Here is an 18,659-nt window from a genome sequence, read left to right as displayed (position 1 = left end):
TAGCGGCCTTTCCCCGGTGGATGTAACTATGAGCAGGCACCGAGCTAAAGTTACCGCCCAGTAACATACTGTAAGTTACCCACGGGTAACAAGAAAACCGGAGGCACGCGTGGATACGCAGATGTTGATCAGGATCGTCGTCGGCGTCCTGATGATCGCCGTCGTGGGCGTCTTCGCCGCCAAGCGTGTGCTCTGGCTGACCAAGCTGATCCGGTCCGGGCAGCCCCTGAGCGAGGGCAACAACCGCAAGGACAACCTCCAGAAGCGCATCACCACGCAATTCGAAGAGGTCTTCGGGCAAACCCGGCTGTTGCGCTGGTCGGTGCCCGGTCTCGCACACTTCTTCACGATGTGGGGCTTCTTCGTCCTGGCCACGGTGTATCTGGAGGCGTTCGGCCTGCTCGTCGACCACGACTTCCACATCCCGCTGGTCGGTCGCTGGGATGCGCTGGGATTCCTGCAGGACTTCTTCGCTGTCGCGGTGCTGGCCGGCATCATCACGTTCGCGATCATCCGCATCGTGCGCGAGCCGAAGAAGCTCGGCCGCGACTCCCGGTTCTACGGATCGCACACCGGCGGCGCCTGGCTGATCCTGTTCATGATTTTCAACGTCATCTGGACCTACGCGCTGGTGCGCGGCGCGGCCGTGGTCGTCGGCAACCTGCCCTACGGCAACGGCGCGTTCCTCTCGCAGTTCATGGGCGCGATCCTGCGCCCGCTCGGCCACACCGCCAACGAGTGGATCGAGACGTTCGCCCTGCTCGCGCACATCGCGATCATGCTGGTGTTCCTGCTGATCGTGCTGCACTCCAAGCACCTGCACATCGGTCTGGCGCCGATCAACGTCACGTTCAAGCGGATGCCGAACGCGCTGGGCCCGCTGCTGCCGGTGGAGTCCAAGGGCGAGCTGGTCGACTTCGAGGATCCCGCCGAGGACGCGGTGCTGGGCCGCGGCAAGATCGAGGACTTCACCTGGAAGGGCTACCTCGACTTCACCACCTGCACCGAGTGCGGTCGCTGCCAGTCGCAGTGCCCCGCCTGGAACACCGGCAAGCCGCTGTCGCCGAAGCTCGTGATCATGAACCTGCGCGACCACATGTTCGCGAAGGCGCCGTACTTCCTCGACGGCAAGGAGTCGCCACTGGAGAACACCCCCGAGGGTGGCATCATCGAGAGGCTGGTCGACGAGGACGACGAACACCACGTCCCCGAATCCGGCTTCGAGCGCATCCCGGCCGACTCGCCGCTGCAGGCGACCCGTCCGCTGGTCGGCACGCTTGAGCAGGGCGGCGTCATCGACCCGGACGTGCTGTGGTCGTGCACCACGTGCGGTGCGTGCGTCGAGCAGTGCCCGGTCGACATCGAGCACATCGACCACATCGTCGACATGCGCCGCTACCAGGTGATGATGGAGTCCGAGTTCCCCGGCGAGCTCGGCGTGCTGTTCAAGAACCTGGAGAACAAGGGCAACCCGTGGGGCCAGAACTCCAAGGACCGCACCAACTGGATCGACGAGGTCGACTTCGACGTGCCGGTCTACGGCAAGGACGTCGAGTCCTTCGACGGCTACGAGTACCTGTTCTGGGTCGGTTGCGCCGGCGCCTACGAGGACCGCGCGAAGAAGACCACCAAGGCCGTCGCCGAGCTGCTCTCGGCGGCCGGCGTGAAGTTCCTGGTGCTCGGCGAGGGCGAGACCTGCAACGGCGATTCGGCGCGGCGGTCCGGCAACGAGTTCCTGTTCCAGCAGCTGGCCGCGCAGAACGTCGAGACCCTCAACGAGCTGTTCGAGGGCGTCGAACGGGTCGACCGCAAGGTCGTCGTCACCTGCCCGCACTGCTTCAACACCCTGGGCCGCGAGTACCCGCAGGTCGGCGGCAACTACACGGTGCTGCACCACACCCAGCTGCTGAACCGCCTGGTCCGCGACAAGAAGCTGGTGCCGGTCAAGTCCACCGACGGCAGCCCGAACGGTCAGGACATCACCTACCACGATCCCTGCTACCTCGGCCGCCACAACAAGGAGTACTCGGCGCCGCGTGAGCTGATCGGGGCCTCGGGCGCGACACTGACCGAGATGCCCCGCCACGCCGACCGCGGCCTGTGCTGCGGCGCCGGCGGCGCCCGGATGTGGATGGAAGAGCACATCGGCAAGCGCGTCAACACCGAGCGCACCGAGGAGGCCTTCGACACCGGTGCCTCGGCGATCGCGACCGGCTGCCCGTTCTGCCGCGTCATGATGACCGACGGGGTGGACGACGTGGCCGCGACCAGGGACATCGAGAAGATCGAGGTGCTCGACGTCGCGCAGCTGCTGCTCGGCTCGCTCGACAAGAGCACGTTCACGCTGCCCGAGAAGGGCACGGCCGCCAAGGAGGCCGAGGAGCGTGCGGCACGGATCGCCGCCGAGGCGCCCGCCAAGGTCGAGGAGCCCGAAGCCGAACCCGAGGCTGCTCCGGAACCCGCCAAGGCCGAGGCGCCGGCCGCCGCACCCGCCGAGGCCAAGCCGGCCGCGGCGGCACCGGCCAAGGGACTCGGGATCGCCGGCGGCGCCAAGCGCCCCGGTGCGAAGAAGGCCGCCCCGGCGGCCGCGGCGCCCGCAGAGGCCCCTGCCAAGGCCGAGCCGGAGGTCAAGGGCCTGGGCATCGCGGGCGGCGCGAAGCGCCCCGGCGCCAAGAAGAAGGCCCCGGCCGCCGCCGCACCGACCGCACAGGCATCGGCACCCGCAGAGGCTCCGGCCGAGGCTCCCGCCAAGCCCGAGCCCGAGGTCAAGGGGCTCGGCATCGCCTCGGGCGCACGCCGCCCCGGCGCGAAGAAGGCACCGGCCAAGACCGCGTCGCCGAACGAGGGCGCGGGCACCGTGGTGCAGCCGCCCAACGTGGACCCCGATAAAGCGGCCACCGGCACCGAGCCCGCCGACACGGCCGACTCAGATCGCGGGCTGGACGCACCCAGGCCTGAGCCCGAGGTCAAGGGCTTGGGGATCGCAGCGGGTGCGCGCCGGCCGGGCGCCAAGAAGAAGGCCCCGGCCGCGGCGCCCAAGACCGAGCCGACGCCCGAGCCGGAACCGACGGCGGCCGAACCCGCCTCGCCGGCGCCGTCGCCGAACGGTTCCGGTGACGGCGGAGACCGCGTCGTCGGTGACGAGCCCCCGGTGAAGGGTCTCGGCATCGCCAAGGGCGCCCGCCGGCCGGGCAGGCGCTGATCACGCGGTGATATCGGGGCCGCCGTCGCGACTGCGACGGCGGCCTCGGTGTTTCCGGCACCGAAATTGACTTGGACACCCGTGGGAGACTGATCGTCGTGAGTACCCATCAGGCGCCGTGGCACACGGCCAGTGGCCAGCATGCGCGCCAGCGTGAGTTCACCCAGTCGAGCAAGCTGCAGGACGTTCTGTACGAGATCCGCGGCCCGATCCACGAGCACGCCTCCCGTCTGGAGGCCGAGGGCCACCGGATCCTGAAGCTCAACATCGGCAACCCGGCCCCCTTCGGGTTCGAGGCCCCCGATGTGATCATGCGCGACATCATCGCCGCGCTGCCCTACGCGCAGGGCTACTCCGACTCCAAGGGCATCGTCAGCGCCCGCCGCGCGGTGTTCACCCGATACGAGCTCGTCGACGGCTTCCCGCGCTTCGACATCGAGGACGTCTTCCTCGGCAACGGCGTCTCCGAGCTGATCACCATGACGCTGCAGGCGCTGCTCGACAACGGCGACCAGGTGCTGATCCCGGCCCCGGACTACCCGCTGTGGACGGCGTCGACCGCGCTGGCCGGCGGCACCCCGGTGCACTACCTGTGCGACGAGACGCAGGACTGGAACCCCGACATCGCCGACCTGGAGTCCAAGATCACCGAGCGCACCAAGGCGCTGGTGGTGATCAATCCGAACAACCCGACCGGCGCGGTGTACAGCCGCGAAATCCTCGAGCAGATGGTCGAACTCGCCCGCAAGCATCAGCTGCTCCTGCTGGCCGACGAGATCTACGACAAGATCCTCTACGACGACGCCAAGCACATCAGCCTGGCCAGCCTGGCCCCGGATCTGCTCACGCTGACGTTCAACGGATTGTCGAAGGCCTACCGCGTCGCGGGCTACCGCTCCGGCTGGCTGGTGATCACCGGCCCCAAGGAACACGCGAGCAGCTTCATCGAGGGCATCAACCTGCTGGCCAACATGCGGCTGTGCCCGAATGTGCCTGCCCAGCACGCGATTCAGGTCGCACTGGGCGGACATCAGAGCATCGACGATCTGGTGCTGCCGGGTGGCCGGCTGCTCGAGCAGCGCGACGTCGCCTGGGAGAAGCTCAACGAGATCCCCGGGGTGTCCTGCACCAAACCCAAGGGGGCGCTGTACGCGTTCCCGCGGCTGGATCCGGAGGTCTACGACGTCGAGGACGACGAACAGCTGGTCCTCGACCTGTTGCTGCAGGAGAAGATACTGGTCACCCAAGGCACCGGATTCAACTGGCCCACACCGGATCACCTGCGCATCGTGACACTGCCATGGGCCCGTGATCTGGCCGCCGCCATCGAGCGGCTGGGCAACTTCCTGGTCAGCTACCGGCAGTGAGCAGCCCGCGCGCCGACAGTACCGACGCGCGTGGGCCCACCGCCTCCCTGATGTTCCTGCTGAAGATCGACCATCGCTCCTGACGCCCGAACACACGGTGCAACAGCGCGACATAGCGGGTCAGGGTGTCCATGTCACCGGTGGCCGCGAGGTAACAGCAGGTGCTCTCATAGGCGATCAGCAGATTGTTCTCGACGGCGTACTCGACCAAATGCGGTGTGGTTTGGATACTTTCCATCGCCGACAGCGTTCGGCCCAGATCCGCGCACACCCCGTCGGCGAACCCGTCCATGTCCGTGCTGCGGTCGAACCGCAGTTCGTAGGGCGCTCCGGGCGCCAGCGCCTCCCAGCGGCGGTTCAGGAGCAAACTCTGAGGCGGGTGCAGTTGATGCTCATGCCCCGGGCAGGCGGCGTCGACCTCCCCCGAACCCATCCCGACGTTGACGAAGAACCCGTGCCACCGGGTCACGCCGTTGTGCCAGTTGTTCTGAAAATTGATCCTGTCGCGCAGCGGGCCTCGGGGGCGTTCGAAGTCGTGGCCCGACCTTTCGAATCCCCGTTCCAACAGAAACGCGCCGACCGCCCCGGACAACATCGCCTCGAACGACCGTCTCAACCGCGCCCGCTCGACCTCCCTTTCGACCATGCACTCAGGCTAAGGCCGGCCGTCGAAGCGTCCGCGCGGCAATTTCCTAGGCTGGTCGGGTGTCTCACGCGCACCCGCACCCGCACTCGCACTCGCTGAACGGCCCGTCACCGCTGGGTCCGCTGGCGGCCAGGATCGTGGTCGGTCTGCTCGTCGCGATCGGGATCGCGACGCTGATCGGCGGTGCCCTGTTGTGGCCGACCGGGGAGAAGGCCGACATCCCGCTGCCGTTCCAGAACGCCGCGGGCGGGGCGGTCACCACCGAGTCCGGGCACGTGCTGTCCAGCAGCGCCGCGGTGTGCGGCAGCCCGTCGGCGGGCGCGGTGCTGACCTCTGATCCGATACCCGCCGAGGGCGACCGCGCGGCCTGTGTGCAGACGCTGGTGCGCATCGATTCCGGCCCCAACCGCGGCGCCAACACGCTGCTGGAGTTCAGCGGCGGGCCCGGCCAGCCGGTCCTGGCCGTCGGGGACGACATCCGCATCAGCAGGCAGGTCGATGCCACCGGCAGCACCACCTACGCGTTCTACGACTACGAGCGCACTTGGCCGCTGACCGCGCTGGCGGTGGCGTTCGCGATCGTGATCGTGGCGGTGGCCCGGTGGCGGGGCCTGCGAGCCCTGGTCGGCATCGTGGTCGCCTTCGGCGTGCTGGTGGTGTTCCTGTTGCCGGCGCTGCGCGACGGCGCCCCGGCCGTGCCGGTGGCGTTGGTGGCGTCGTCGGCGATCCTGTACGCGGTCATCTACCTGGCCCACGGAGTCAGCCTGCGTACCAGCGCCGCGCTGCTCGGGACGCTGGCGTCGCTGCTGCTGGCCGCGGTACTGTCCTGGGCGGCAATCGAATTGGCGCATCTGACCGGACTGTCGGAAGACCAGAACAACGAGGTCGCGGCGTATCTGGGCAATGTGTCGATCACCGGGCTGCTGCTGGCCGGCTTCATCATCGGCTCCCTCGGCGTGCTCAACGACGTGACGGTCACCCAGGCATCCACGGCCTTCGAACTCGCCGCGCTCGGCAACGGTGCGGGCCGGCGCGACGTCTTCGTCGGCGCGATGCGGGTCGGACGCGACCACATCGCCTCCACGGTCTACACGCTGGTGCTCGCCTACGCGGGCAGTGCCCTGCCGCTGCTGTTGTTGTTCAGCGTCGCGAACCGCTCGCTGGGCGACGTGCTGACCAGCGAGAGCGTCGCGATCGAAGTCGCCCGCTCGGCGGTCGGTGGAATCGCGTTGGCGTTGTCGGTGCCATTGACCACCGGCATCGCGGCGTTGCTGGCCACCCCGCAACCAGCCGGGCGTTGACGGCGGCGTTTGGCCGGTAAGCCGTCGGGTACACGGGCGCACGTGACCCAGCCTCAATACACCTCTGAAGTGACTTTGGAGGTCGACGGTCATCGGAGCGCGGTGACTGTCGACCATCGCGTGACGCTGTTGGACATGCTGCGGGAGAGGCTTGGCGCGACCGCGCCGAAGAAGGGGTGCGACCACGGGCAGTGCGGCTCGTGCACCGTGCTGGTCGACGGACGCCGGGTGGTCAGCTGCCTGACGTTCGCGGTGGCGGTCGACGGAGCGCGAGTCACCACCGCGGCGGGACTCGGCACCGGCGACGAGCTCCACCCGGTGGCGCAGGCGTTCCACGAGGAAGACGCCTTCCAGTGCGGGTACTGCACTCCCGGCCAGATCTGCTCGGCCGTCGGCATGCTCGACGAGGCCAAGTCCGGTGCCCCGAGCTTCGTCACCGACGACCTGGAGGCGTCTCCGGAGCTCACCGACGCCGAGATCCGTGAGCGGATGAGCGGAAACCTGTGCCGCTGCGCGGCCTACCCGAACATCGTCGCCGCCATCGAGAAGGCGGCGGTCCGGTGAAGCCTTTCGACTACCACCTCGCCACCAGCCCGGCCGACGCGGTGGCCACACTGGCCCGGCATCCGGGCGCGGTCTACCTGGCTGGCGGCACCAACCTCGTCGATCACATGAAACTCGGTGTGGCCGAACCGGATCTGCTCGTCGACGTCAGCCGCCTGGAGCTCGCGGAGGTCAGCGCCACCGACGACGGCGGCGTCAGCATCGGCGCCAACGTGCGCAACAGCGAGCTCGCCGCCCATCCGGTGATCCGGTCGCACTACCCGATGCTGACTCGTGCGTTGCTCTCCGGCGCGTCCGGGCAGTTGCGCAACGCAGCGACCACCGCCGGTAACCTGTTGCAGCGCACCAGGTGTGTGTACTTCCAGGACGTCACCACACCATGCAACAAGCGGGTCCCCGGCAGCGGCTGCTCGGCGATCGGCGGCTACGTGCGCTACCACGCCATCCTCGGCGCGTCACCGAACTGCGTCGCCACCCATCCGTCCGACATGGCGGTCGCCATGAGCGCCCTGGACGCCCAGATCGTGGTCGAGGGCACCGAGGGACCGCGTTGCATCCCGGCCGGCGAGTTCTACCGCCTGCCCGGAGACGAACCGCACCGCGACACCGTCCTCGAGCACGGTGAGCTCATCACCGCGGTCGAACTCCCGCCCGCCCCTGCGAACGCGGTGTCCGACTATCGCAAGGTGCGTGACCGGGCCTCGTTCGCGTTCGCCCTGGTGTCGGTGGCCGCCGAACTCAGCTTCGTCGGCGAGGCCATCGCGACCGCGCGGATCGCGCTCGGCGGTGTCGCGCACAAGCCGTGGCGGGCTCGGCACGCCGAAGAGATGCTCAACGGCGCGCTCGCGTCCGAGGATGCGTTCGCGGCGGCCGCCGATGCCGAACTCGCACCGGCCGAACCGTTGCCCGGCAACGAGTTCAAGGTGGAGCTGACCCGGCGTGCGCTGATCGCGCAGCTGCGCATGCTGACCGAGCGAGGCCGGCGATGACGCTGCTGCAGCCGCGGGCAATCGGCGCCTCCGTCGCGCGCCGGGACGGGCGGGCGAAGGTCACCGGCACCGCCACGTACGCGTTCGAACAGCAGGTCGACAGTCCGGCCTATCTGCATCCGGTGCAGTCCACCGCCGCACGCGGGCGCGTCATCGCGATGGAGATCGCTTCGGCCCGTGCCGTCGACGGTGTTCTGGATGTGCTGACGGTGTTCGACGCGCCGGAGCTGGCCGACACTTCCGATGGCGAATTGGCGATACTGCAGGACGCGCGGGTGCATTTCCGCGGTCAGATCATCGGCGGCGTGGTCGCCGAGACCGCCGAGATCGCCCGTGAGGCAGCCGCGTTGGTGGCGGTGGAGTACAGCGAAGAACCCCATGACGCCGAGCTGCGCCCGGATCATCCCGGCCTCTACACCCCGGAGTCGGTGAACGCGTCGTATCCGTCGGACACGGCCGAGGGGGACGTCGACGCGGCGCTCGAAGCCGCCCAGTTCACCGTCGACCAGACGTACACCACACCCATCGAGCACAACAACCCGATGGAGCCGCACGCTTGCATCGCACGCTGGAGCACCGACGGCGGCGCCACGTCGGTCACTCTGTACGACTCCACGCAGGGAGTGCACGCGGTGCGCAAGACGCTCGCGCCGCTGTTCGGGTTGGATCCCGAGCACGTACACGTGGTGGCGCCGCATGTGGGCGGTGGGTTCGGTTCCAAGGGCGCGCCCCACGCCCACAACGTGCTGACGCTGCTCGCCGCGCAGCGGTCCGACGGACGCCCGGTGAAGCTGGCACTGACCCGCCAGCAGATGTTCTCGCTCGTCGGCTACCGCACGCCGACCATCCAGCGGTTGCGCCTTGGTGCGGAACGGGACGGACGCCTGACCGCCCTTGCCCATGATGTCATCGAACAGACCTCGGCGGTCAAAGAATACGCCGAGCAGACAGCGGTGACGTCACGCAAGATGTACGCGTCGCCGAACCGCCGGACATCGCACCGGCTGGCCGCGCTCGACGTGCCGGTCCCGTTCTGGATGCGGGCCCCGGGCGAGTGCCCCGGCACGTTCGCCGCCGAGGTGGCGATGGACGAGCTCGCGGTGGCCGCCGGCATCGACCCGATCGAACTGCGGATCCGCAACGATCCCGAGGTCGATCCCGAGACGGGTAAGCCCTGGTCGGGTCGGCATCTGGTGGAGTGCCTGCGGCTCGGCGCCGAGCGTTTCGGATGGGCGGCGCGTGATCCGCACCCCGGCAACAGGTTTGTCGGCGAATGGTTCACGGGCCTCGGGGTGGCGTCGGCGACCTACCCGGGGATGGCGATGCCGGGCAACGCGGCTCGCATCACCTACGCCGCCGACGGCCGCTACGAGGTGCACATCGGCGCGGCGGACATCGGCACCGGAACGTGGACGGCGCTGTCCCAGATCGCGGCGGATGCACTGGCATGCGACCTGGCGGCGGTCGATCTGCACATCGGTGACACCGCTCTGCCGCCGGCGTCGGTGGCGGGCGGATCGTCGGGCATCACGTCCTGGGGGTCGGCGATCGTCGCTGCGGCCCAACAGTTCCGGCGTGACCACGGTGATCCGCCCGCGGTCGGGGCCACCACCACCGCGGAGTCGGCCGAGAACCCGGATGCCGACGCGTACACCGTGGCGTCGTTCGGCGCGCACTTCGTCGAGGCGCGCGTCAACCGGGACACCGGCGAGATCCGCGTGCCGCGCATGCTCGGGGTGTTCTCGGTCGGCCGGGCGATCAACGCGCTGACGCTGCGCTCGCAGCTGATCGGCGGCATGACGATGGGTCTGTCGATGGCGTTGCACGAGGAGAGCGTGCGCGATCCACGCTTCGGGCATGTCGTGACCCAAGACCTGGCGAACTATCACATCAGCGCGCACGCGGATGTGCAGGACATCGACGCCATCTGGCTCGACGAGGTCGACGAGCATTTCAACCCGATGGGTTCGCGCGGCGCCGGGGAGATCGGCATCGTCGGCTCGGCCGCGGCGGTCGTCAACGCGGTCTACAACGCCACCGGGGTCCGGGTGCGCGGCCTGCCCGTCACGCTGGACAAGGTGCTGGCCCGCCTCTCCCTGCACGACTCGACGAAGCCATCGAGGATGCGGTAGGAGAACTCGCACGACCCCCAGTTGACTTCGGGATGCCACTGCACCGCGGTGAACGGGTGGTCGGGGGACTCGAAGGCTTCCACCAAACCGTCGGGGGCGTACGCGGCAGCGGTAAAGCCCTCGGCCAACCGGCGCACCCCTTGGTGGTGCTGGCTGTTGACCTTCATGCGGGAGCCGGCCTGCGTCCACCGCGCGATGCGGCCGCCTTCGACGAGCTCGACGTCGTGCGCGGTCTCGAGCAGGGCCTCCTCCCCCAGACGGTGCGCGATCGGCGAGGGGAAATCGCGGGGCAGATCCGCATAGAGCGCACCGCCGCGGGCGGCGGTGACGAGTTGGGCGCCACGGCAGATCGCCAATGTGGGGAGACCCAGTTGCCAGGCGGCTTCGAACGCCGCGATCTCGTTCTCGTCGCGGACCGGGTTCACCCAGGTCAGTGTCGGATCCTCGGGGTCTCCTCCCCATCGGCGCGGATCCACGTCTCCGCCGCCGCTGATGATCAGCCCGTCGACGGTCCCGACGGTGTGTGCGATGTCGACGATCGAGCTCGCGCACTCGACCGCCATCGGTATCGCTCCGACGGTTTGCAGGCCGTCGAACATCTTGCGCCAGTGCACCATCCGGTCGAGTTCGGTGGCGTTGAGGGTGACGGCAATCAGGGGTTTCGCGGTCATGGGTTTTCCTCGTCGGGGCCTGCGTCAGCTCAACCGGACGGCGATCCTGCGCAGCAGCTTGGTCGCCAGGATGTACGGCGTCGCACCGAAGGGCCACTGCGAGACGACCTTGCCGGTTCCGGCACGGAAATAGTTGTGGGTCTTGGCCCAGACCGTCTTGGCGAGCTGGGCCTGCAGCCAGTCGTTGTAGATGACGAAGGCCGATCGGCGCACGTCGATGACGCGGCTGCCGGTCTTCGCGGCGCGGCGGATGAGGGAGGCGGCGAAGTCGGCTTGCGCCTCGTAGAAATGGACCAGCGGTACGGAGTTGGTGTTGGGCCCGTACATGATGAAGAAGTTCGGGAAGCCGGGCACCATCATGCCGAGGAATGCCTCCGGCTCTCCGCGCCACGCACTGTGCAGCTCCTGCCCGCCCTGGCCGTAGACCTGGTAGTTGCCCAAGTAGTTCGCGGCGTCGAAACCGGTGGCCAGGACGATGACGTCGAGATTGTGTTCGTCGCCGTTGGCGTCGATGGCGCCGGTGCGGGTGAGGCCTTTGAGCGCGTGAGGCACCAGTGTCACCTTGGGGCTGCGCAGTGACGCATAGTAGGTGTCGCTGCACACGGTGCGCTTTCCCTCGAAAGCAAATGTGGGCGTGACCTTTTCGAGAAGATCAGGACGCCCGGCGAGCTCTCGCCGCATGAACTCCAGCGAAGCTTGGTGCCGCCGCCTGTGGAACCTTCCGGTGCTGCGGGCGTGACTCGACCGCAGCTGCCTGCGGTCATAGTCGAAATACAGCGCCCACCGGCGCCACGCGTAGACCGCGCGCAGTCTGTTGAGTCGGCGCTCCAGCGGCGTGAAGTCGCGACTGTTCTTGGGCACCAGCCAGTTGGGCTCGAGCTGGAAGATCGTCACGTCTTCGGCGACCTTCTCTGCCTCGGTGACCACCTGGACCGCCGAGGATCCGGTGCCGACGATGCCGACGGACTTGCCGGTGAGGTCCAGGCCGTCGATCCACGCCGAGGTGTGGCACATCGCGCCCCCGAACTCGTGTTCCTCGCGGGCGAACGGTGGAACGACCGGGATGTTGAGGAACCCCACGGCGCTGATGACCGCGGTGAACTTCCCGTGGTCCGTGCCGGAGGACGTCGAGACCGTGTGGGTCTGATCCTCGTCGGACCAACGGACGTCGATGACCTTCTCGCTGAACCTGATCCGCCGGGGCAGGTCCCACTCGTGGGCCACCCGTTCCAGATACTCCTGCAGTTCCTGCCAGCCCACGTGGGTGCGGGTCCAGTCGCTGCGCGCGTAGGAGAACGAGTACACGTGCGACTCGAGGTCCACCTCCGCGCCCGGGTAGCGGTTGAACCACCAGGTGCCGCCGATCCCCTCGCCCTGCTCGAAGATGACGAAGTTCTCGATACCTTTCTGGCGCAGCGCGATCGCGGCGGCCAGGCCGCTGAACCCGGCACCGATGATCGCCACGCGTGGGGCTGGGACGGTTGCGGTCATCGGTGCTGTCTCCTCGCTCGTGCCCGGATGGGCGATGCAATCTCAAAAGCTCTATAGGTTCAGTATTTAGACCATTAATGTCGGTGTCAATAGCGGCCCGCCGGCCGGTCTGTCTACTTGGTCTGGGCGATCCAACCGCCGTCGACCACCAGGTCGGTGGCGGTGATGAACGATGCTTCCTCCGAGAGCAGGAAGCGGATGGCGTTGGCAATGTCGGCTGGAAAACCCAGGCGGCCCAACGGGGTCCGCTCCTCCATGTTGGTGCGCCGCGCGGGGTTCTCGCGGTACAGCGGCTCGATCATCGGAGTCAGGATCGCGCCCGGGCACACGGTGTTGGCGCGGATACCCTCCGGCGCGAGCTGCAGCGCGAGGCTGCGGGTCAGCGAGACCACCGCGGCCTTGCTCACCTGATACGCGTCCAACGGTGAATCCATGTTGCGCAGGCCGGCGATGCTCGCGACGTTGACGATGCTCCTGCCATGGCCGGCCCGCAGCCACGGCACCGCGGCGACGGTGAGCCGCCGTGTTCCGTGCAGGTTGACCCCCATGGTCAGTTCCCAGACGGACTCCTCGGCGTCGAGGCTGGATCCGTCTCGGTCGAAGAGCGCCACTCCGGCGGCGTTCACCAGGTAGTCGAGCGCGCCGCCGGGTACCGCGGCCAGCAGTTCCTGGGGGTCTCCGTGGAGGAGGTCGTACGGGACGTACTCGACGTCCGAGGGGAGCCCGGGCAGGGCCGCTGCGAGGTCGGTGGCGAGGACGTGAACGCCGTCCGCGGCCAGGCGCGCCACCGTCGCGGCGCCGATCCCGCCGCCGGCACCCGTCACCAACGCGGTGCGGGTCATCGCTGCTGCACCGCCAGCGCCTCCGACAGCCGCCGCCCGGCGAAAGTCATCGCATCGGAGGCTGTCGGGAACACCTCGTCGAGACCGAAGAACCCGTGCACCATGCCCGGGGTCCGATGGGTGGCCGTTGGCACACCGGCCTCGGCGAGCGCCTCGGCGTAGAGCTCGCCCTGCGGACGGATCGGGTCACATTCGGCGAGGATCACCGTGGCCGCGGGCAGGCCGTCCAGGTCGGCATCGAGAATGCTCACCCGGGGATCGGCGGCGGCGTCGCTGCTTGGCAGGTAATTGTCCTGGTGCCATTGCATCTCGTCACGTTCGAGCATCACGCCCTGGTACTCGTCGTCGAAGCCGCGCGTCAGATCCGTCATGGTCACCGGGTACACCAGCAGCTGGTGGCGCAGCGCCGGCGCGCCGGTGTCACGGACGTGCAATGCGACGGCGCCGGCGAGGTTCCCGCCCGCGCTGTCGCCCGCGACGGCCAGCCGGGTGGTGTCCACTCCCAGGCCCGAGGCCGGGTCGGCCGCCCAATTCAGCGCGTCGATCGCATCATGGACCGCGGTCGGGAATCGCGACTCCGGGCCCCGGCGGTACCCGACGGAGAGCACCGCGCTGCCCGACGCGTTGGCCAGCAGACGGGTCGCCACGTCGTGGGAGTCGATGCTGCCCAGCAGCCAACCGCCGCCGTGGTAGTACACGGTCAGCGGCAACGCGGCGGCGTCTTCCGACGGCAGGTACAACCGGCCGGGAATGCTCTGGCCGTCACGGGTCGGGATCGCCACGTCCCTGACGCGGTGGATCGGCGGCTTCGCCAGCGCCCCGAAGGTGTCCTCGAAGTTCTGCCGGGCCGTGGGCACCGGCAGCAGGTGCGCGTTGGGGCGCCCGGACTTCTTGGCATCGGCGAGCATCTTCTGGGCGATGGGGTCGATGGGCATCGGAACTCCTGTGAAACGTGTTGCGGGGAAACAGAACGAACGGTAGGGGTCAGACGCGTTCGTAGTAGCGGCGCATCTCCCAGTCGGTGACGGTGTGGGAGTCGAACGCGACCAGTTCACTGCGGGATGACGACAGCAGGTGTTCGAACACGTCGTCGCCCAACGCCGCGCGTGCCATCTTGCACTCCTCGAACAGGCGCAGCGCCTGATGCAGCGAGGTCGGGACGACCGGCACGTCGGTACCGGTCCAGGCGTTACCGTCGAAGATGTCCGGCGCGGGCAGCTCACGGGCGATGCCGTCGAGTCCGGCGGCGATGGTGGCCGAGTACGCGTAGTACGGGTTGACGTCTCCGCCGGGGATACGGTTCTCGACCCGGAACGACGGGCCGGTGCCCACCAGCCGGAACGCGCACGAACGGTTGTCCGCTCCGAGCGCTATGGCAGTGCCGGCGAACTGGTCGGGCTGAAACCGCTTGTAGGAGTTGACCGTCGGCGCCAGAAGCAGTGTCATGTCGGCGGCGTGGCTCAGCTGACCGGCCACGAACGACCCGAACTTCCCGGACATCCCGACGGTCTCCGCCGACCAGCTCAGCGGCAGGCCGTCACAGGACCACATGCTGACGTGCAGATGGCAGGACGAACCCACCTCGTCGATCTTCGGTTTCGCCATGAACGTCACCGTCAGGTCCGCGGCGTGGGCGAGTTGCTTGACCCCGTACTTGAACAGCACGTGCCGGTCGGCCATCTCCAGCGTGTCGCAGTAGTCGAGGGTGACTTCCTGCTGACCGAGTCCCCACTCCGGTTTCGAGGACTCGATGCAGACACCGAAATCGGGCATCTGGTTGCGGATCCGTTCGATGAACCAGTCGTCGCGGCTCGACTGGATCATCTGGTAGTCGGAGCGGTAGTCCGACAACATCTTCAGGTTCTGGTAGCCGAGCTCCCAGGCCTGCCGGGGCGGGGTGGCGGCAAGGAAGAACTCCAGTTCGGAGGCGAACTTGAACGTCAGGCCCTGTTCGCGCGCCCGCTCGATCTGCTGCCGCAGGATGGTGCGCGGCGCGACCGACAGCATGGTGTCGGACTGCGATTCGTAGGCGTCACAGATGACCAGCGCGACGTGCGGCTCCCAGGGCACCCGCCGCAGCGTGGTCAGGTCGGGGACAAGGCGGATGTCGGCCCAGCCGTTGGCCGCATTGGAGACCGGCAGATCCAGAGGGTTCATCTCCAGGTCGACCGCGAAGATGAAGCTGCTGGCGTTGATCCCCGCACCGCGCAGCCCCAGCGACCGGAACGCCGGGATCGTCAGCCGCTTGCCGACGAGGCGACCGTAGGGGTCGGGGGTGGCGCAGACTACGGTGTTGATCTCTCCGGTCGCGGCGAGCTTCTCGAACTGGTCGAGGTCGAGGCGGGTTGATTCGTCGGTCATTGATGCTCCAGGTGGCGGGTGAGTTCCCAGGACGTGATGGTGGTGCGCAGCCACTGCGCATAGCGATCGGCTTCGGCACGGCGGGTGGCGGCGAAGGACGAGCAGAACGCCTTGCCGAGCAGGTCGGGCAGCCACGCCGAGTGCTCGAAGGCGTCCAGCGCCGTGGACAGGTCACCGGGCAGTGGCGCCGGGCCGTCACCGCTGTCCGGTAACCCGAGTTCGTTCTCCAGGCCGTGCAGACCCGCGGCCAGCAGTGCCGACGCCGCCAGATACGGACTAGTGTCGGCTCCCGGTCGGCGATGCTCCACCCGGGCGGATTTCGCGTGATCGAGGATCAACCGGCATGCCGCGCTGCGGTCGTCGTAGCCGTAGGTCGCCGCGGTCGGGGTGAACATCTCCGGGTCGATGCGCTTGTAGGAGTTCACGTACGGGTTGAACAGGGCGGTGGTGTCGGCCATGCCGGCGAGCAGGCCCGCCAGGTAGTGGGTGGCGTCGGCGGAGAGCCGGCCGGGGCCGTCGGTGAAGATGTTGGCGCCGTCACGGGTGAGGCTCGAGTGGACGTGACCGCCGGCACCGGACTTGTCGCCGAACGGTTTTGCCATGAAGCTGGCATGCAAACCGCGTTCGGCACACAGGTCGCGCAGATACTGTCGGGCGCGGACCGCGGCGTCGGCGGCCCGGCACGCCGGAGCCGGAGCCATGGTGAACTCGAAGAAGCCGGGCCCGAGTTCGGTGTGGAACATCTCGATCTCGACGCCGACCGCATGCATGCGATCGATGAATTCGGCGGCCAGGCTGTGCGATTGGGAGACCCTGGTCAGCGAGTAGGCGTTCTCGGTGGAGCCCAGCGGCGAGCGCGCGTCGGCTCCGGCCGGGCCGTCCTGGAACAACCAGAACTCGTACTCGAACCCCAGCACCGGTTCCAGGCCGCGGTCGGCGTAGCGCTCGACGAGCGCGCGCAGGCAGTTGCGCGGTGACATTTCGACCGGCGCGCCGTCGGCGCCCACCATGTCGGCGATGACGGCCTCGGTGCCCGGGCGCCACGTCAACTCGACGCGGGTCGATTCGTCAGGCGTGAGCCGTGCGTCGGGATATCCGTTGGCGGCGTTGCTGGCGGGGGTGTCGGTGACCTCGTCGACGACCGACAGGCCGTAGAGGATGGTGCAGAACGCCAAGCCCGCCGGGTTCATCGTCTTCTCGGTGCGGACCAGCTTTCCCCGGATTCCCAGATCGTAGTCGGGCACCTCGAGTTGTGTCATCGCCACCGGCATCACACGTCTCCTCGTCGGGTCGGCCTGCGGGAGGGGCTGCGCCCCACGCGCTCGTACACGTGGTCGGGAACGTCGGCGGGGTCGCGGTATACCCACCAGGTGCATTCGGTGACCGGGGCGTCCGGGTTCCAGGTCGGCGCGTCGATCACGCGGGTGGGGAAGCCCAGCCGGTCGATCGGCATCACCTCGTTGAGCAGGCAGCAGTGCACGCAGTAGCTGCAGATGCCGACGGTGTTCCACGCCCAGTCGTGGCGCGCGGTGGTCACGGCGAATCCGAACGGGCCACCGGCCCTGGGGGCGCCGTCGGTGATGCGCGCATCCAGGCTACGCCCGCCTGATCCGCATGGGGCGAAGCGGAATCCGACCCGGGTGGGCTCCGTGATGATCTCGATGTCCCCCTGCCGCCCGGTGCCGGCCAGGTGGGCGTGGAAGCCGTCGACGATCGCGATCATGAGCTGGTGGGCAGAGGTCTCCCAGGGTTGGTTGCTCAGCGCATAGCGGTGCTCGTGGACGTCGTACCAGTCGGCCATCAGCGCATCCCACAGATCACCCAGCGCGTGCTCGCCGACGGTGGTGACGGCGATGTCGATCAGACCGCTCACCCGGTCCACGGCACGGTCGTGCACGCCCTGCCAGACTGCACGGGCCGTCTCGATCGCCATCGGGGCGGTCGGCAGCTGGGTGCGACAGGCGTGGGCGGCCTCGTCGACCGCGGTGACGAACCGCGGCCACTCCGCTTCGATGCCGCCCATGGCCTGCTCGCCGATCAGGGCAGTCAGACGTGACGCGGCCTCGTCGACGAGAACGGGTGCCACACCGCGTGATTCGATCCATTGCCGGATCGAGATCGGCCAGCGTTCGTACACGTCGCGGAGTTCCTCGGCTTCGGCGACCGAGATCTCGACCAGTTCGGCGGCGGCCTGCCAGTTCCCGCGGTCGAGGTGCTCGACGGCGACGCGAAACGTGCCCTTGGCCAGTTCATCCCAGCTTCCGACGCGCGCCGGGCGTCCCAGCGACGCTTCATAGGCCACCACGGTGGTGGTTTCGGTCTCGGTCATGTGAGCTGGAAACCTCCGTCGACGCGCAGGTCGCTGCCGGTGATGTAACCGGCCTGGTCGCTGAGCAGGAAGGCGACGGCGTGGGCGATGTCGGCGGGGGCGGCGAAGCGTCCCGCCGGTACCCGGGACGCCAGCGCGGACGGCAGTACGCCGGTGTCGCCGTGTGCCGCCGCCATCGGCGTGGCGACGAATCCGGGCGAGACACTGTTGACCCGGATCCCGTCGCCTGCCAGCGCACGGGCCGCCGTCTGGGTCAGCATCTGCAGCGCCGCCTTGGACGCCGCGTACTGCGGGGTCGGATCGGGATTGGTGAGGGCCACCACGCGTCCCGCTTCGATCGAGCTGATGTTCACCACGGCGGCCCGCGACGCGAGACGCAGCACCGGGGTCAGCGCGTCGATAGTGTTGTAGGCGCCCATCAGGTTGATCTCCAGGCAGCGCAGCCACATCGTGCGATCCACGCCTGAGAAACCCGTATCGTCCAGAACCCCTGCGCAATTGACCAGATAGGCCACGCGGTCGGGCTCGACGCCGGCCGCGGTCAGCCGGTCCAGCAGGTCCGGTTCCCGGACGTCGATCTCCACACCGGCCTGCAGATCGGCCGGAAAGTCGGGATCCGGTTGCGGCGCGCGGAGATCCATACGAATCGTGCGCACGCCCGCCGACATCAGCGTGCGGGCGATCGCCGCGCCGATGCCCGATGCGGCGCCGGTGACCAACGCGTCGCCGCCGCTGAAGGTCATCGGCAGGGCGGGAGTGGGCAC

General features: G+C 68.4%; 15 protein-coding genes. 6 read left to right on the top strand and 9 right to left on the bottom strand.

The annotated features are described in order from the left end of the window. The first annotated feature begins 109 nt into the window (after positions 1–109). Positions 110–3,202: a (Fe-S)-binding protein gene (locus KXD97_RS10285; protein WP_260756633.1), complete on the top strand. Its 3,093-nt coding sequence runs from the start codon at positions 110–112 to the stop codon at positions 3,200–3,202. 71 nt (positions 3,203–3,273) lie between these two features. Further along, entirely contained in the window at positions 3,274–4,569 is a 1,296-nt protein-coding gene (locus KXD97_RS10280) for a pyridoxal phosphate-dependent aminotransferase (RefSeq protein ID WP_260756632.1), read from the top strand. On the opposite strand, the gene KXD97_RS10275 is transcribed toward KXD97_RS10280, so the two are convergent. Beyond that, complete coding sequence (locus KXD97_RS10275; RefSeq protein WP_260756631.1) at positions 4,553–5,215, bottom strand: DUF4304 domain-containing protein; 663 nt, start codon at positions 5,213–5,215, stop codon at positions 4,553–4,555. The two genes, KXD97_RS10280 and KXD97_RS10275, sit on opposite strands and share 17 nt — an antisense overlap. Before the next feature lie 59 nt (positions 5,216–5,274). On the opposite strand from KXD97_RS10275, the gene KXD97_RS10270 reads away from it, so the two are divergent. From KXD97_RS10270 to KXD97_RS10255, 4 genes are read left to right on the top strand one after another with little or no spacing between them, the layout of a single operon-like run. After that, positions 5,275–6,516, top strand: a complete 1,242-nt coding sequence (locus KXD97_RS10270; RefSeq protein ID WP_260756630.1) for a YibE/F family protein — start codon at positions 5,275–5,277, stop codon at positions 6,514–6,516. A 42-nt stretch (positions 6,517–6,558) separates the two neighbouring features. Further along, entirely contained in the window at positions 6,559–7,080 is a 522-nt protein-coding gene (locus tag KXD97_RS10265) for a 2Fe-2S iron-sulfur cluster-binding protein (RefSeq protein WP_260756628.1), read from the top strand. Further along, entirely contained in the window at positions 7,077–8,069 is a 993-nt protein-coding gene (locus KXD97_RS10260) for a xanthine dehydrogenase family protein subunit M (protein WP_260756626.1), read from the top strand. Before KXD97_RS10265 ends, KXD97_RS10260 begins: the two co-directional genes overlap by 4 nt. After that, a complete protein-coding gene (locus KXD97_RS10255) occupies positions 8,066–10,201 on the top strand; it encodes a xanthine dehydrogenase family protein molybdopterin-binding subunit (RefSeq protein ID WP_260756623.1) in 2,136 nt (711 codons plus the stop codon). Before KXD97_RS10260 ends, KXD97_RS10255 begins: the two co-directional genes overlap by 4 nt. Here the strand turns inward: KXD97_RS10255 and KXD97_RS10250 are convergent. The 8 genes from KXD97_RS10250 to KXD97_RS10215 all read right to left on the bottom strand — a co-directional run bounded on the left by KXD97_RS10250 (position 10,096) and on the right by KXD97_RS10215 (position 18,659). Beyond that, entirely contained in the window at positions 10,096–10,872 is a 777-nt protein-coding gene (locus tag KXD97_RS10250) for a gamma-glutamyl-gamma-aminobutyrate hydrolase family protein (protein ID WP_260756622.1), read from the bottom strand. The genes KXD97_RS10255 and KXD97_RS10250 overlap by 106 nt on opposite strands. Positions 10,873–10,896: 24 nt before the next feature. Further along, positions 10,897–12,363, bottom strand: a complete 1,467-nt coding sequence (locus tag KXD97_RS10245; RefSeq protein ID WP_260756621.1) for an NAD(P)/FAD-dependent oxidoreductase — start codon at positions 12,361–12,363, stop codon at positions 10,897–10,899. Between the two features lie 113 nt (positions 12,364–12,476). Then, the gene (locus tag KXD97_RS10240; RefSeq protein ID WP_260756619.1) at positions 12,477–13,205 is read right to left on the bottom strand and encodes an SDR family NAD(P)-dependent oxidoreductase; all 729 of its coding nucleotides are present in this window, start codon (positions 13,203–13,205) and stop codon (positions 12,477–12,479) included. Continuing rightward, positions 13,202–14,140: an alpha/beta hydrolase gene (locus KXD97_RS10235; RefSeq protein ID WP_260756618.1), complete on the bottom strand. Its 939-nt coding sequence runs from the start codon at positions 14,138–14,140 to the stop codon at positions 13,202–13,204. Before KXD97_RS10235 ends, KXD97_RS10240 begins: the two co-directional genes overlap by 4 nt. Before the next feature lie 49 nt (positions 14,141–14,189). Continuing rightward, a complete protein-coding gene (locus KXD97_RS10230; RefSeq protein ID WP_260756617.1) occupies positions 14,190–15,566 on the bottom strand; it encodes a glutamine synthetase family protein in 1,377 nt (458 codons plus the stop codon). Beyond that, complete coding sequence (locus KXD97_RS10225; RefSeq protein ID WP_260756616.1) at positions 15,563–16,837, bottom strand: glutamine synthetase family protein; 1,275 nt, start codon at positions 16,835–16,837, stop codon at positions 15,563–15,565. The genes KXD97_RS10230 and KXD97_RS10225 overlap by 4 nt, the downstream gene beginning before the upstream one ends. Next, complete coding sequence (locus KXD97_RS10220) at positions 16,837–17,895, bottom strand: hypothetical protein (protein ID WP_260756615.1); 1,059 nt, start codon at positions 17,893–17,895, stop codon at positions 16,837–16,839. The genes KXD97_RS10225 and KXD97_RS10220 overlap by 1 nt, the downstream gene beginning before the upstream one ends. After that, positions 17,892–18,659 (bottom strand): SDR family NAD(P)-dependent oxidoreductase, encoded by a 768-nt coding sequence (locus KXD97_RS10215; RefSeq protein ID WP_260756614.1) that lies wholly within the window; start codon positions 18,657–18,659, stop codon positions 17,892–17,894. The genes KXD97_RS10220 and KXD97_RS10215 overlap by 4 nt, the downstream gene beginning before the upstream one ends.

This window comes from Mycobacterium sp. SMC-8, from assembly GCF_025263565.1.
GTDB lineage: Bacteria > Actinomycetota > Actinomycetes > Mycobacteriales > Mycobacteriaceae > Mycobacterium.
The sequence above is the reverse complement of the archived record's forward strand: the minus strand, read 5'-3'. Positions and strand labels throughout refer to the sequence as shown.

Bases quoted from the DNA above. Each gene is read 5' to 3' on its own strand.
- KXD97_RS10240 (WP_260756619.1), bottom strand. From the start codon at position 13,205: ATGACCCGCACCGCGTTGGTGACGGGTGCCGGCGGCGGGATCGGCGCC.
- KXD97_RS10255 (WP_260756623.1), top strand. From the start codon at position 8,066: ATGACGCTGCTGCAGCCGCGGGCAATCGGCGCCTCCGTCGCGCGCCGG.
- KXD97_RS10225 (WP_260756616.1), bottom strand. From the start codon at position 16,837: ATGCCGGTGGCGATGACACAACTCGAGGTGCCCGACTACGATCTGGGA.
- KXD97_RS10275 (WP_260756631.1), bottom strand. From the start codon at position 5,215: ATGGTCGAAAGGGAGGTCGAGCGGGCGCGGTTGAGACGGTCGTTCGAG.
- KXD97_RS10230 (WP_260756617.1), bottom strand. From the start codon at position 15,566: ATGACCGACGAATCAACCCGCCTCGACCTCGACCAGTTCGAGAAGCTC.
- KXD97_RS10245 (WP_260756621.1), bottom strand. From the start codon at position 12,363: ATGACCGCAACCGTCCCAGCCCCACGCGTGGCGATCATCGGTGCCGGG.
- KXD97_RS10250 (WP_260756622.1), bottom strand. From the start codon at position 10,872: ATGACCGCGAAACCCCTGATTGCCGTCACCCTCAACGCCACCGAACTC.
- KXD97_RS10235 (WP_260756618.1), bottom strand. From the start codon at position 14,140: ATGCCCATCGACCCCATCGCCCAGAAGATGCTCGCCGATGCCAAGAAG.
- KXD97_RS10220 (WP_260756615.1), bottom strand. From the start codon at position 17,895: ATGACCGAGACCGAAACCACCACCGTGGTGGCCTATGAAGCGTCGCTG.